The sequence below is a fragment of the Cyclobacterium sp. L-R genome (assembly GCF_056859355.1).
In genome coordinates this window covers 1-14,876 of the sequence record NZ_JBSXOH010000078.1, presented here as the reverse complement: position 1 = coordinate 14,876, position 14,876 = coordinate 1, and the positions used below count along the sequence as shown (strand labels likewise).

General features: G+C 36.7%; 16 protein-coding genes. 9 read left to right on the top strand and 7 right to left on the bottom strand.

What is annotated here, in order from left to right; genetic code table 11:
- The first annotated feature begins 162 nt into the window (after positions 1–162).
- Together AC13EX_RS14320 and AC13EX_RS14315 are read left to right on the top strand one after the other, a co-directional pair.
- On the top strand, positions 163–312 hold the full coding sequence (locus AC13EX_RS14320) for a hypothetical protein (protein WP_482893198.1): 150 nt from the start codon (positions 163–165) through the stop codon (positions 310–312).
- Between the two features lie 225 nt (positions 313–537).
- Positions 538–1,188, top strand: a complete 651-nt coding sequence (locus AC13EX_RS14315) for a hypothetical protein (protein WP_482893197.1) — start codon at positions 538–540, stop codon at positions 1,186–1,188.
- A gap of 22 nt (positions 1,189–1,210) precedes the next feature.
- On the opposite strand, the gene AC13EX_RS14310 is transcribed toward AC13EX_RS14315, so the two are convergent.
- The 3 genes from AC13EX_RS14310 to dusB all read right to left on the bottom strand — a co-directional run bounded on the left by AC13EX_RS14310 (position 1,211) and on the right by dusB (position 4,141).
- Complete coding sequence (locus tag AC13EX_RS14310) at positions 1,211–2,122, bottom strand: mechanosensitive ion channel family protein (RefSeq protein WP_048641179.1); 912 nt, start codon at positions 2,120–2,122, stop codon at positions 1,211–1,213.
- A gap of 62 nt (positions 2,123–2,184) precedes the next feature.
- A complete protein-coding gene (locus AC13EX_RS14305; protein ID WP_482893200.1) occupies positions 2,185–3,054 on the bottom strand; it encodes a DMT family transporter in 870 nt (289 codons plus the stop codon).
- Positions 3,055–3,151: 97 nt separating this feature from the next.
- Positions 3,152–4,141, bottom strand: a complete 990-nt coding sequence (gene dusB / locus AC13EX_RS14300) for a tRNA dihydrouridine synthase DusB (RefSeq protein WP_482893199.1) — start codon at positions 4,139–4,141, stop codon at positions 3,152–3,154.
- Positions 4,142–4,290: 149 nt separating this feature from the next.
- Here dusB and AC13EX_RS14295 point away from each other — a divergent pair, with 149 nt between their 5' ends.
- The 4 genes from AC13EX_RS14295 to AC13EX_RS14280 all read left to right on the top strand — a co-directional run bounded on the left by AC13EX_RS14295 (position 4,291) and on the right by AC13EX_RS14280 (position 7,019).
- Positions 4,291–5,229, top strand: coding sequence for a CPBP family intramembrane glutamic endopeptidase (locus AC13EX_RS14295; RefSeq protein ID WP_339717503.1), 939 nt, complete (start codon positions 4,291–4,293; stop codon positions 5,227–5,229).
- Entirely contained in the window at positions 5,222–5,428 is a 207-nt protein-coding gene (locus tag AC13EX_RS14290) for a putative signal transducing protein (protein ID WP_048641182.1), read from the top strand. Before AC13EX_RS14295 ends, AC13EX_RS14290 begins: the two co-directional genes overlap by 8 nt.
- On the top strand, positions 5,412–6,251 hold the full coding sequence (locus AC13EX_RS14285) for a phosphatidate cytidylyltransferase (protein WP_048641183.1): 840 nt from the start codon (positions 5,412–5,414) through the stop codon (positions 6,249–6,251). Before AC13EX_RS14290 ends, AC13EX_RS14285 begins: the two co-directional genes overlap by 17 nt.
- Before the next feature lie 105 nt (positions 6,252–6,356).
- Positions 6,357–7,019, top strand: coding sequence for a phosphatidylserine decarboxylase family protein (locus AC13EX_RS14280; protein WP_482893196.1), 663 nt, complete (start codon positions 6,357–6,359; stop codon positions 7,017–7,019).
- A 111-nt stretch (positions 7,020–7,130) separates the two neighbouring features.
- Here the strand turns inward: AC13EX_RS14280 and AC13EX_RS14275 are convergent, their stop codons facing one another.
- The 4 genes from AC13EX_RS14275 to AC13EX_RS14260 are packed head-to-tail and all read right to left on the bottom strand — an operon-like array spanning position 7,131 to position 9,576.
- Entirely contained in the window at positions 7,131–7,775 is a 645-nt protein-coding gene (locus AC13EX_RS14275) for a response regulator transcription factor (protein ID WP_048641185.1), read from the bottom strand.
- Positions 7,759–8,532: a sensor histidine kinase gene (locus AC13EX_RS14270; protein ID WP_240477937.1), complete on the bottom strand. Its 774-nt coding sequence runs from the start codon at positions 8,530–8,532 to the stop codon at positions 7,759–7,761. Before AC13EX_RS14270 ends, AC13EX_RS14275 begins: the two co-directional genes overlap by 17 nt.
- Entirely contained in the window at positions 8,525–9,196 is a 672-nt protein-coding gene (locus AC13EX_RS14265; RefSeq protein WP_482893195.1) for a hypothetical protein, read from the bottom strand. The genes AC13EX_RS14270 and AC13EX_RS14265 overlap by 8 nt, the downstream gene beginning before the upstream one ends.
- A 26-nt stretch (positions 9,197–9,222) precedes the next feature.
- Positions 9,223–9,576, bottom strand: a complete 354-nt coding sequence (locus tag AC13EX_RS14260; RefSeq protein ID WP_482893194.1) for a hypothetical protein — start codon at positions 9,574–9,576, stop codon at positions 9,223–9,225.
- A gap of 638 nt (positions 9,577–10,214) precedes the next feature.
- Here AC13EX_RS14260 and AC13EX_RS14255 point away from each other — a divergent pair.
- The 3 genes from AC13EX_RS14255 (at position 10,215) to AC13EX_RS14245 (ending at position 13,666) form a co-directional block, all read left to right on the top strand.
- Positions 10,215–10,763, top strand: a complete 549-nt coding sequence (locus tag AC13EX_RS14255) for a LemA family protein (protein ID WP_482893193.1) — start codon at positions 10,215–10,217, stop codon at positions 10,761–10,763.
- Positions 10,764–10,791: 28 nt separating this feature from the next.
- A complete protein-coding gene (locus AC13EX_RS14250; protein WP_482893192.1) occupies positions 10,792–12,690 on the top strand; it encodes a DUF2207 domain-containing protein in 1,899 nt (632 codons plus the stop codon).
- A gap of 139 nt (positions 12,691–12,829) precedes the next feature.
- Entirely contained in the window at positions 12,830–13,666 is an 837-nt protein-coding gene (locus tag AC13EX_RS14245; RefSeq protein WP_482893191.1) for an ion transporter, read from the top strand.
- Positions 13,667–14,876 lie beyond the last annotated feature (1,210 nt).

Sequence of the window (14,876 nt, the reverse complement as noted above, 5' to 3'; positions counted from 1 at the left end):
TCGTGTTTTGGTTGGTATTTTGTACCTTCATAGCTATATGTTTAAGACAACATAATTTAACTAAAGTAGGCCGGTTTTCATAAGGAAAATCGGCTTATTTTGTCTCAAGAGGCCATTTTTTCCTTAACTTAATAGCATTGTGGGACCTACCTCTACGACAGTATGATTACTGACATCTATTATTTAGGAATCGTCCTTTCTAAAAAGTATTTCTTGCTCAGAAAATGCTACAATATCTTTATGTTCGGCTTTGTGCTGTCGGTGATTTCTTTCTTAATAGCTACCTATATCTTCGAACCAATCCCTAGATAATCTAAATGTACTTTTAATTATACGACCATAAAATAAATGTAAATACCCATTGTTACTTTCCAGATTCCAATTTTTAAACTAAAAAACCTTTTAGGTCGATACTTACACTCAATCGTTTTTTTCTCTGAAATTAATTTTATAGATTAGAAATTTCTTATTTCCTAGTAATAATTTTAGTTGAATAAAGCATTTTTTCTTTATTCTGAAATTGTCAAAATTTATATAATGAATAGGTTATTTTTTACCTCAGATCTATCCAAAAGAAAGATTAATTTTTTTTTCCAGACGTTATTGGTACTGGCTCTCTATTATAGAGAAATTAATGAAATGATCCCTTTAAAATTAATTTTCTGGCAGATGATCCACTTTTCATTAATCGCCATAATAGATTATTTTTTAGATGACCATCCCTTTACAGGTAGAAAAACACTTCTGCACTTATTACTTATTTCCATTGTTTTTCTAACAATAAGCCTGTACTATGGTATTTTTGATGCCCTTTTTATCCGTATTCATTTAGCAATATTGATTTTGGGGAATATTTTGGGAGGTAAGGTAGATAAGCCTTTTTGGAAATTGCTAACAATTCTCAATCTGCTTATTTTAATTGCAATAGAGCTTTCTAGAAATGAGCTGCAATCAATTTTTGGAATAGCCTTATTGTATGCAACTGGAGCAATTTTTTTATTGGCGATAACAGAAAGGATTTCAGAAAATAACAGAAGTTTCTGGATGGTTCATACCATAGCATTGTTTTTATGGATTAGCTTTAAAGGCCCCTTTTTTGAAGAAGCCTTTATTTTCTTGGTGGGAGGAATTGCTTACGAATTGGCTAAAATATTAATCTCTAAAAAGCTAAGCATAAACCCATTATAAGCATCGTAGCGTATAATAAAAGTTACCTCTTAGGGTTATTTTCGGGATGGACTTTGTCCTGATGCATTAAGATTGTAGAAGTAGGATAAGCAAGCCTGATATTGTCCTCTGGCCCTAGTTGCTCCAATATACTTTCCGTAATTGCATGCTCAAACATCCTTCGCTTTTTTGGATCACAGAGATAACGCATAGAAAGCTGAACGCCTCTTTCGGTAATCTTAGTAAAAATCATCGGGGTAAATTGCTTGTAGACAATCAGATGCTCTTGTTTGGCTTTTTTAAAGACCTTTTCAGCCTTTTTCAGGTCCTCATGCAGATGCTCGTTCAAGATATTAAGTAAAATACCCTTGGCTTTTTTAAAATCACTTCTTAAGGTTATATAAATCCTTTGCTCATTCCAGATATAATTAAAACCTGTAGAATAATTTGCCTGAGCATCCATAAAAACCTTTCCATTGGGCACATGAATGACACGCCCTGTACTCTGGTCTGCATCTACCCAGTTCCCAATCTCCAGCAATGAAAACTGAAAAAGCCGAAGGTCAATGACATCTCCCTGCACTTCCCCAATTTGGATTCTGTCGCCAACATCAAAAGGCTTGCGCAGGTATATAAATGCCCAGCCGGCAATGTTTACAAAAATATCCTTTAAGGCAATGGCTATACCAGCAGACAACAGTCCTAGAAAGGTAGTGATAGAGTGAAAATTACCGATCCATAGGTTTCCAATAATCAGAATGCCAATAATAAAAGAAGTGTATTCAATAAACTTACGGTAATGGTACTGACGCCTTAGCTCCACAGCATCACCCCTGTATATCAGTTTTAGGGAGATCTTATTGATCAGCCACATCACGAACCCAATCAGCACCGTTTGCAGAACCCTGTTTCTTAATTCTGGGTCAATGTCTAAGTTTAAGAAATTATCGAACATATTATTTCACTCTGGAAACAAGAATTGTTTAAAAATTAAAATAATCCAGCCTTTCCTGCTATTCATTCAGTGGCTTTAGCTTTTCGATTTCCGATCCACACACCGACCACTACAGCAAATATGCCCAAATAATGAAAAGGAAACAAAGTCTCTCCATCCAAAACTCCCCAAAAAATCGCAACCAATGGGATAATATAGGTGACAGAACTGGCAAAAACCGGTGTTACAAGCTTTACAATTGAATTAAATAGGATCAGGGCCAAGGCTGTTCCTACGGCACCAAGAAATGTAATGTAACCTGCAGCCAGCCATGCACCCTCCACATGGACCAGCTTGAATGAAAAACTCGTGAACCCAAACAAGTAAAGGGAAGCTATAGGCAACACCATCATCAAGGATATGGCAGTGATCATTGTTGGGTTTATTTCCTTGATTTTAAACTTGATAATATTTACGTTGAACCCGTAACAAATGGAGGCAAGGACTATCAGTAGTCCATAAAGGTTAAAGCCTGAGAAAACATCCAGCTTACCGGAGTTTCCTGCAAGTACCAAAAGACAGACTCCCATTAGCGCAATTACCAAACCTATAGCATTTTGTCTGGAAATTTTCGTCTTAAAAAGCAGGGCCCCAATCACCATCACCATCAAGGGCGTGAGGGCATTGATCACTCCTGCTAGAGAGCTGGAAAGTTGGGTTTGTGCTGTAGCAAATAAAAAGGCAGGAATAAAACTCCCTAAAAAACCTATACAAAAAAGATAGGCCATTTGCCTTCTGTTAAGCAATTTTACTTTAGGAATCCCCAAAGGCAATAAGACCAGGGCAGCCGTAACGATCCTAAAAGCACCGACCTCACCTGGAGAGAAAACCACCAAACCCTTTTTGATTAAAATAAATGAGCTTCCCCAAACCAAAGCCAGCAAAAGTAACATTGCCCAATGCTTCAAGTTCTGGTTTTGAATCTTTATTGGTCCAGACACTTCTCTATATATTTGAAATCCCTAATGCTTCCTTTTAGCCAACATTTCTTCAAAGCACTTCATCTACAAAGACCCTGGAAATATCTTCAAGGATTTCATTGACTTCAGAATAATCATCTGTTGTCACCAAAGCTGTACGGTAAGGTTTGAAATGGGGTATCCCTCTAAAATAATTGGTGTAATGCCTTCTCATCTCCAGGACGCCTAACTTTTCTCCTTTCCACTCAACAGAAAAATCAAGGTGTTTTCGTGCTACTTTTACCCTTTCCTCCATATCTGGAGCATCCAAAAAATTCCCAGTAGCCATAAAATGCTTGATTTCATTGAATATCCAAGGATAACCTATGGCTGCTCTGCCGATCATCAGACCGTCCACACCATATTTTTCTTTATACGCTTTGGCCTTCTCCGGACTGTCTATGTCTCCATTTCCAAAAACCGGAATTTTAATCCTGCTATTCTTTTTAATTTCTGCCAAATAGGACCAATCTGCCTCCCCTTTGTACATTTGTTTTCTGGTACGGGCATGTATACTGATCGCCTGAATGCCTACATCTTGCAAGCGTTCCGTCACTTCATTGATCCTTATGGTATTCTCATCCCAGCCGAGTCTGGTTTTTACCGTTACGGGTATTTTTACAGCCTTGACGATTTCGGCTGTCATGGCTACCATTTTGTCTATGTCCAATAAAATGCCGGCTCCGGCACCTTTACAAGCCACCTTATTCACTGGGCAGCCATAGTTAATATCTAATATATCTGGTCCTGCTTCTTCAGCAATAGCTGCTGCCTCTCTCATGGAGGAAATTTCATTGCCAAATATTTGAATGCCTATTGGCCGTTCATAATCATATACATCTAATTTTTGAACGGATTTGGCTGCATCTCTTATCAATCCTTCAGAGCTAATGAATTCAGTATACATCAAATCTGCCCCATTGCTTTTACAGACAGCTCTAAATGGCGGATCACTAACATCCTCCATAGGAGCCAATAGCAGCGGAAACTCCCCTAAATTTAAATCCCCAATTTTAATCACACGCTTATTTTTTTTTGCAAAAATGACTGTTTTTAGTTGAATATCAATAACATTGCCATCATTGTCTTTCATTTTGAGTAAATTATTTTATTTCCAAAAAACAAAAGTATCTTGTGGTGCACGCTATTTACTGTAAATTTACTCTTAATATGGAAATTTATGAAAATCGGCCAGGACATTCTATCAAGCAACATTGGTTGCTTTCCTTTACTGTTTTGGTTTTAATCGTATTTGGATCCCTTGCCATTCTTCAAACCATGGCCTTAGGCTTATTGCCTATACTCTTCGGAATCTCCTTTGACCAATTGCCTTACCTATTAAGCGCTTCCCTGGATCATCCTAATGCCAGGTTGGCCTTTCTTTTTATTCAAGGACTGGGAGGAGGTCTAGGTTTTTTTATTGGAGGCTGGATTTTTGTCCGTTTTGTGGATAGAAAAACCCTTAGACTGGATTTACAACTTGACCCTTTAAAATTTAATGGATTATGGATTGTATTGCCATTGCTCTTTGGCTTTGTGCTATTCAACTCCTTATTGGTTTATTTAAATATGAACATTGAATTCCCTGAAGCCCTAAGTGGTTTGGAAGCTGCCTTCAGAGCCAAGGAAGACCAATTGATGGAATTGACAAAATACCTTACGGACTTTGAAAGTGTGGGTGAATTTCTATTGGGAATATTGGTTATAGGGCTTTTGGCCGGAATTGGCGAAGAGTATTTATTTAGGGGAATAGTGCAACCTAAAATGCACCAATACACTGGCAATGCGCATTGGGGAGTATGGATCACTGCATTCATTTTCTCCGCCATTCATTTTCAGTTTTACGGCTTTCTCCCCAGGCTAATGCTTGGGGCGCTATTTGGTTACTTGTACCTGTATTCTGGCTCTCTGCTTTACCCAATGGTAGCCCATATACTGAACAATACTTTAACAGTTACCTTGGTTTATTTCAACAAACTTGGTTTGATGGAATTTGATTTAGAGGACGCTGACACTTTGTATTGGGAATATGTAATTGCAGGTCTTGTAATATTTCTTTTCTGTTGGAATTTGTTTATTAAATCAAATAAAAACCAGGTCTATGAGTAATTGGCACAAAATATTCGAATCCAGCACCCCAATAAGGGCTGAAATAGTAAAGGGAGTTCTTGAAGAAAAAGGTATCACTGCGGTCATTGTCAATAAAAAAGACCCGGTTTATAAAATCCATGGAAACATTGAAGTAATGGTTCTAGAGGAGCAAGCCCAGCAGGCATTAAAAATAGTGGAAAATGAAATCTCGTTTTAGTATAAGTAATTATAGTAATCTGGCCCAAAGGGTAATAACAGCCATTTTAGGGACCATTATCATCATCACCAGTACTGTATTTAGTGAATGGTCCTATTTTATCGTCTTTGCTATAATTTTGGCATTTACTCAGATGGAATTTTATAAACTTTGTGGATTGGACGGTATGCTACCACTTAAAAGTTTTGGGACCTTTATAGGTCTTTTGGTTTTTAGTTTTACTTTTTTGGAAGAAATGAAAATCATACCTATAGCCTATTACTTTTTGGTATTCCCGCTTGTTTCCATGATCTTTTTTATCAAGCTCTATAAGAAAACAGATAAAAAACCCTTTACAGGGATTGCCTACACTATTTTAGGAATATTCTATGTGGCCCTTCCCTTTTCATTACTGACAGTAGCCGCATTTTCTGTAGACAATACCTTTCATTTTGAAATCATCATCGGCTCCTTACTGATGTTATGGGCCAGCGATTCCGGCGCCTATTTCGCAGGTACGAAATTTGGTAAAACAAAGTTATTCGAAAGGGTCTCGCCTAAAAAATCTTGGGAAGGAAGCCTTGGGGGTGCTTTTTCAGCCATTATTGTCACTTACTTTATCTCCAAAAATTTCACTGTATTACCAGAATGGCAATGGTTTTGCATCATGACCATTATAATTATTGCAGGCACTTATGGAGATCTTATCGAATCCCTTTTTAAAAGAAGTATTGCAATAAAAGACTCAGGCAAAGGATTACCTGGACACGGAGGCTTTATGGATCGTTTTGATGGTTTATTACTTTCTACTCCTTTTATTGTTGCATTTTTAAAAATATTTTAATAATTACTCTAAAAAGTCCTAATATTGTACTTTAGAAAGTATCGAGAGGGATTTTATTCCTTGGGATCTATTTAATAAAATCGGGAAACTTAAGGCTAAACCATTATGACCATTCATAAAGAAGGAAGATCATTATTATTTTGGATGTTAATTGTTTTGGCAGGAATCAACTTTGCTATCAATTATTTAATCCCTTTAGAAGAACTAGTCATTAACTTGGTGCTAATTGGTAGCATAATTCTATATTTGACCGTTTTACAATTCTTCAGAAACCCATCAATCCCTATTCCAAACGACCCTGAATTGATCTATGCACCTGCTGATGGTAAGGTCGTAGTAATCGAAAAAACAATGGAGGAGGAATACCTTAAGGAAGATAGAATTCAGATATCTATATTTATGTCTCCCATAAATGTTCATGTCAACAGATCTCCGATTAATGGCATCCTAAAATATTTCAAATACCATCCTGGAAAATACCTCGTAGCCTGGCATCCTAAATCCAGCACTGAGAATGAACGAACATCACTGGTAATAGAACATCCCAATGGTATACAACTAATGATGCGCCAAATTGCAGGGGCCATGGCAAGAAGAATCAAATGGTATGTAAAAGAAGGTGATCCTATGGCTCAAGGCAATGAATTTGGTTTCATTAAGTTTGGATCAAGAGTGGATGTCTTCGTCCCTTTAGACGCTGAAATATTGGTAGACATTGACCAGAAAACCAAAGGAGGAATTACCCCTATTGCAAAATTCAAATCATAAGTATGGGATTTGAGCTAAGATCTAAAACTCAATTCTTACAGAACTGAAAAATAAACATCCTACCATTGTCCAAGTATTATTGACCATACAAGAAGCCAAGATAAGGGGATTCTATATGCCCATATCCAAGGCTTTTTTTACGAGCTCTGTAACTGAAGAAACGTTTAATTTTTGATGAAGATGTTTTCGGTGGGTCTCTACAGTGTAAATGCTTAGATACAATTCACTGGCAATTTCCTTATTGGTTTTCCCTTTCACAATCCACTTTAAAATCTCCAATTCTCTTTTGGAAAGTTTAAATGTGGCTTTAAAATGGTCATATTGCTCAAACTCATCTCCCTCCTCTGCTTGATTTAACACATGGTCAAAATTGGCCAGGTACCTGTCTTCCATCACCTCACGAATGGTATATATCAACTCTTCAGGATCTGCATTCTTAAGTACATAAGCATTTACACCTTGTTTAATACACTTCTTAAAGATTTCTTCATCATCATACATGGAAAGGACAATCGTTTTTACTTTCCATCTCTTTTTCTTAATATGGTTTAGAATATCAAGGCCATTGAGCCCAGGCATGTTCATGTCGGTAATAACCAAATCAACCCTATTTGCTTCCAATGCGGCCAATGCTTCCTTGCCATTATGCACAACTTTTTCTACACTAAAATCGGGCTCATTTGTAAGTAATCTTTCTATTCCAGCTGCAAATAATTTATGATCGTCTGCTAGTAATATCTTAGTTATGTTCGTCATTTTCCAATTCTATTTCTATCTCCGTCCCCTTACCTATACTTGAATCAATCTTCACTTTACCTCCAATAGCCTCGACTCTGGAATGGATATTCCTCAGTCCCAACCCCTGAGAAACGGTTGTCATGTCAAAGCCATCTCCATCGTCTTTAATGCCTAATATTAATCTATTTTCTTTATTTATAATTGTAATCGAAATCAATGTTGGTGAAGCATGTTTTATGGCATTGTTCAGGCATTCCTGAACCAAGCGGATAAGAACAAGCTTTTTATCACTTTCAACGAATACTATTGGGTTACCTTCTTTTTGAAAAGACACTTCGCAAAAACCACTTTTCTGAATTTTCCCAAGCTCTTCTTCAAGAAATTCTTCAAACTTCACATCGTTGATATAATCCTTGTTGATTGATCGAGAAAGGCTACGGACCTCTTTTATAATTTGATTGATCAACTTTTTGCCTTCATAAACAGAGGCCGGGTCTGGATTATTTAGCACCAATTTTGTCAAAGACAATAACTGACCAATATTGTCATGTAACTCTTGACTGACATACTGAAGGGTATGTTCCCTAATTTCCTTTTCAGCATTCAAAATTGTATTCTTGAAATCAGCTTTGATAATTTGAATTTTATGCCTGTTTTTAATCTGTCTCTGCCTATGAACGATGACTATGGCAATGATAAATGCTGCCATAATAACCATAAGCACCACACCTGTAAGAATAGCAAAAAAGGTTTGTAAAGAATCGTCTTCAATCACTTTTCGGGGAAAAAATCAAAGGTGAATAATAGGAGAAACCAAAAATAAGGTACAAAGTTGCCGCAAAAATCCTGTTCAATGAAGCGAGAATGGTAATATAATAAGTATCAAGAGTCCACAGCATATTCAAAGAACCAAAGTAAATAAAACTGGCAGAATAGAAAAGAAGAATTGCTGCAATGTTCCAAAACTGAGGTAAACTAAGTAAATGTGCGTCTTCATTTTTTTCTGCCATAAAAACGCTAAACATCAAATAACAACAAAAAATAACTATACCCAAACTCCCCAACAAATGCGTATACTGCTGAAAAATCACTATTGGAGACTGAATAAATAAAGTGTTAAATACTGCCCAAGCAATGAAAAACAGAATGAAATATTTTAAATTTCTTTTAATTCTTTTAGCCTCAATTAAAGACCCCAGGTAAATCAATATCAATATGGTTTCTCCAATAACAAAAAACACGTTATAAACAAGCACATTCTTTTCTCCTTGCTCCACTAAAAAATAGGCATATAGCTCAAAACTTAACACATAAACAATAAGGAACAAAATAAAAGCATGTGACCTTTCATGCAGTTTATACTTCTTCTTAAAATAATAAAAGAACAATGACAGTAATAAGCCAATTACAATACAAGAAATGTAAACATAAAAAGTCATGATAAAACTGCCATTGTTAATTTAAATTACATTTTACAATCAGGGGGACAAATTTTCCCGCCATTCCTAATCCAGGAGTCGTCTGTAGTGCTGGAATTGTCATTTGAAGCGGCTAGGATCAAGGTTAACTTCCCTATGTAATCCTCAGTATCCTCTTTTTCTCCCCTCACTTTTACAGTTTCCTTGTCATACATACCAAGGTAGATTTTCAAACCACCTTCCTTTTCGTCGGTTTTTGCCAATAGCTCCTCGATGGTCTTTCTGTCAAAAAAGATAGAACGGGTTTGTTCCTTGGCCTTGTCACCATTTATTCCCTTTTCTGCATTGAAAATAAACTTTTCGTAATTTTCTCTTAGCTGTCTAAATAAATTTAAGTCCATATTCTAATTGGATTAAGGTAAAAATAACTTTACCAAATTTAACCAATCTTCTAATTAAAAGCTTAAATTCCTTAAAAAATCATTTTAGTCTTAAAATTAGCACCTATATATTCACAAAACATCCAAAGCCCCCTCTTAATGGACCTAATAAATTGATAATGAATACAAAAGAACAATCAATTTAGTAATCGACTGATTCAAAACGGCTAAAAGAGCATTGTTGGAAGCGGTATTTCGTTAGTTTGACAAGAGGATTTAACACATGATTTTAATCATAATTAAATGAGCTAGAAACGTATATTTCATTTTGCTTTTGACGCCAAGTAAGCAGGTACTACAAATTCAATTTAATATCCATAAATGAACACAAGAAATAGTTCTTCTCGGAGGACAAAGTATGCTAGTAAGTTTTTATACAAAAATCCGTATTGGTGAATCCTTGGCGAGCTATATCATTTTATGAACCAATAACCTAGCAAGGTTAACCACCACTGAAAGCAAATCGAATAATGGTCCACTATTTTAATTAACAAACCGAAAGAATTGATTAATTATTATTACTTTAACCTGAAATAGGCAATCGACAAGCTTAGGCTTTCCTTTGCAATTAAACTTTATTCAAGATAACCTACTAAATTATGACAATAGCCATAGTGGCAATTGGCATTTTACTTGCCTTCACGCTTTTAACCTACAATAAGCTCATTCGCCTACGTAACAATACTAGCGAAGGATGGAGCGGAATAGACGTGCAACTAAAGCGACGAGCAGACTTGGTCCCCAATCTGGTCACTACCGTAAAGGGATATGCCAAACACGAAGAGCAGCTTCTAGAGGAAATAACTGCGCTTAGAAATCAAGTTATACCGAAACAATCGATGTCCGAAACATCAAAATCAGCTGCTGATCTAGGAAAATCATTAAAAAAACTAATGGTTGTGGCCGAAGCTTACCCAGAACTAAAAGCAGATAAAAACTTCCTAAAACTACAACAGCAACTCTCTGAAATTGAAGATTATCTTCAAAAATCAAGAAGATATTACAATGGAACAGTTAGGGAATTCAACATTAAAGTTGAATCTATACCTTCCAATATTATTGCCAATATCTTTGGCTTTACAAAACTTGAGTTTTTCACACTTTCTGATTCAAATGATCGGACTCTACCTGAATTAAATTTTGAATAAGATGCATAGGTATTGTTTAGTCTTTATAATGATACTGCTATCCGGCAGCTTTAGTCTTCTGGCACAAGATCAGGAAGAGATCCTCAAATACCATAGTGAGATCAATGTTCAACCTGATGGGTCCTTAAATGTTACTGAAGACATCACTGTCAGAAGCAATGGTTACGATATAAAAAGAGGGATATTCAGAAGTTTCCCCGTTAGATACAGAGACCGGTACAACAACCAAGTAAGTGTAGGCTTGAAAGTGCTCTCGGTAAAAAAGGATGGCAATGATGAACCTTATAAAGTAATACGGCAGGGAGATTATGATGTTATCAGAATTGGTGATGAAAACACCTTACTAGCCCCTGGTATTTATTCCTATTCAATTTCTTACAAAACTGATCGTCAAATAGGTTTTTTCAAGGAATTTGACGAGTTGTATTGGAATGCGATTGGTCCAGAGTGGGACTTTACTATACTTGAAGCAAGTGCTCAGATCAACCTTCCTTCTGGTGGAATTATAGGGCAGTATGCTGCATATTCAGGAAAATCGGGGGCATCTTCTTGCTCCTGTACATTAGAAAAAGAAGCTGAAAATTCCCTTTACGTTAAAACAAATGAACCCCTTTTAGCCAAAGAGGCACTAACTCTTGCCGTATCCTGGCAAAAAGGGCTCATCCCTGCACCTAGCCAAGCAGAGAAAACCAATGCCTTCTTTAGAGACAATGCAGGGATTTTCATACTTGCCATAGGCCTCCTCCTTGTATTGACTTATTATTTTTATTCCTGGAACAAAGTGGGCCGCGACCCACATAAGGGAGGCATTTACCCTATGTTTGATCCTCCAGAAGGATTAGATGCCGCTTCCATGAGGTACTTGTATAAAATGAATTTCGACAGCCAAACTTACCTTGCAGGAATTGTAGAATTGGCCACTAAAGGATGGGTAAAAATCATAGAAGAAAAAAAGAAAAAATTCACCCTCGAAAAAATACAAACAAAAGAAGGCAATTTAAACCCTGGTTATAAAAAAATAATGAATTCACTTTTCCCCTTGGGTGAAGAAAGAATAAGCCTTGAGCAAAAAGAACACAAGAAAATCGGAGGGGCAATGCGTGCTTTGCAAAAGGATTTATACAGCAGACTTCATGGCTCGCACTTCAAGAACAATTACACCTGGGTAGTTCCAGGTTTCATCCTTTCTATACTAATCTTGGCGCTTGCTATTAAATACACCATTCCTTTATTATTAGAAGCAGAAAAAACACTGCTCATCTTTGGCTTGGTGTATTGTGTCTTACTTCTGATTTTCTTAGGGAAAATCTTCATGACCTATATGGAATACATGGACAAAGGACATGTAAAAAGAAGCACAGTAATTATTGAAAGCCTTATTCTAGCGATACTTATTGGCGTTCCTGTTTTCCTAATTATTCAATTCAATATTAAGCCAGCGTTTGGCTTTCTTTTCCTTTTTCTACTAATAGGGCTGACCAATGTTGTATTTATCAGTTTGATGAAAGCGCCTACAGTAAAAGGAAGAAAACTAATGGATGAAATCGAAGGTTTCAGAATGTACCTCAATGCAGCAGAAAAACCCTTGTTGGAGACCTATAACCCTCCCGGTGTCACTCCTGAGGTTTTTGAAAAATTCCTACCTTATGCCATCGCACTTGAAGTTGGAGAAGCCTGGGGCAAAGCCTTTGAAAAAAGCCTGACTGGATTAGGGGAGGAGTATCGAAACAGGTCCTCCTACCGTCCTATCTGGTATACTGGATCAGCATTTACTGCCGGATCCCTAGCCGCATTTTCCAGTGACCTGAGCAGTACCTTTGGATCAGCTATTGCCAATTCTACCAGCCCTCCAGGTAGTTCTTCAGGCAGTGGAGGAGGAGGAAGCGCCGGAGGTGGTGGCGGAGGCGGCGGCGGTGGTGGCTGGTAATTCGCTTTACAGGTACACCACATTTTTCTAGTCTGGAAATACACTGCCAAATTATAGACAGATTTATTGTAAATTTACTGCCCGGAAAAATACCTGTACAATTCAGCTATTGATAAATTAGCTTATAAGCCAATAATTTATGATATCTCTTCCTTCAAAAAAAAGACTGGCTCATATTGTTTATGAATCGGATGATCGTGCCTCCAAAGCCTTTGATCTGGTTTTATTGGTTTTAATTTTACTGAGTGTTGTAATCGTCATACTGGACTCCGTTCAAGACATTCGTGAAAATTACGGGAGGATCTTGTATTGGCTGGAATGGGCTTTTACGATTATTTTCACCATAGAATATTTCCTTAGGATCTGGCTGGGAAACAATAAAACCGGCTATGTTTTCAGTTTTTATGGAATCGTAGATTTACTGGCCATACTCCCTACCTATCTAAGTCTATTCTTATTGCAAACTCAATACCTGACAGTCATAAGAGCCCTGCGTTTTTTAAGGATATTAAGGATACTTAAATTACCCGAATACATTAAGGAAGCTTCTCGTTTAACAGAAGCACTGAAACACAGCAAGGCGAAAATACAGATTTTCGTAGGATCGGTTTTGACCATTGTTTTGGTAATGGGATCTGTAATGTACATTATCGAAGGTCCGGAAAGTGGCTTTACCTCTATCCCAAGATCCATGTATTGGGCCATAGTTACACTTACTACTGTTGGCTACGGTGATATAGCACCCGCTACTGATCTTGGCCAATTTATGGCCTCAATTATTATGCTGATTGGTTATGCGATTATAGCAGTTCCAACTGGAATTGTCACTTCTGAATTGGTTTCTGCGAGGAATGCAGAAGAAATTAAAGCCCACCCAAACATAAAAACATGTAAAGCCTGCAATTTACAGAGTCACAGTTTGGATGCTGTGTTTTGCAGACGCTGTGGCACCCGCCTTAGTCCTAAGCAGGAATAGAGGGTTTATGCACTTTGCTCTAGGCAATAGAAGTAAACCATTGCAACTTCTTTCGAGAAGCATACATTCTATTCACTCTTTTTGAATAGAAAAGCCCAAAAAGCAAAAAAGCTATGAAATAAAATTTCATAGCTTTAGTCAATTAACAATAAACCCAAAATAACCTGCTGTAGGAGAAGGAATCGAACCTCCATGGAGTAGTTAGGCTAAATATGAGCTCTATATTTGCTTTTTCCCAATTCCTCCACCCCCGAGATAGGAGGGCATGTCTGCCAGTTTCATCACCCTACAGTATATACCGTCAATTAAATCGTTACTTCTTAACTTTTAATTGACCAGAGACCGTTTGTCTTTGTCTGATATGTCAAAGGTAAGAAAAAGATTAATATATTAAAATTATAATAACGAATTAACTATTTTTTTACACTAAATTAAATTACAAGGTAGTAAAATTAACTATTCGTTAATACATGGACTTGGATTTGGGATTATATTAATAGATCAGCAAAAACGAAGTCGATGTTAGTTTAAAATTAAACCTATTTTTCGGTTTTTAACATATTTTTTATAAATCTAACCTATTTTTAAACCCTATTTTTAATTAAAACACCTATTTACAATTATAAAACATTAATTTTTAACCCTATCATAATTTAAACAAACCGCAACCCAACGCAGCCAACAGCACCAGAACAACATACCCAACAATCCAAAATACAAAAACCCAGCATAAAGAAGAACTTCAGCCCCAGCCCTTAATCAACCCTTAACATCCATACCTAAAACTTGAAAACTTAACAAAAATCCAAAAGAAGCAAAACCAAGCACTTACCGCTATCCTAGATCACTTTCCTTGCGCAAGGAGATAAGATTTTGAGTAATTGTAAAACAAGGTAAATTCAATACATGCAGATTTGAAAAATTCAACGAGCAACACAAAACCCATAAGTCAGACTGGAATTCAACCTTCTTTACAAAAAAACACGATCAAGAAATAAGAAAGTTTACTCAGCTAGTAACAGGTCTCCGCATTAACAAAAAAAAAGCTATGAAACAAAATCTCATAGCTTTAGTCAATTAACAATAAACCCAAAATAACCTGCTGTAGGAGAAGGAGTCGAACCTCCACGGGGCAGTTAGGAAAAATACGAGCTCGCTATTTTCTTTATTCTGTGTTCCCCACCCCCGAGACAGGAGGGCATGTCTGCCA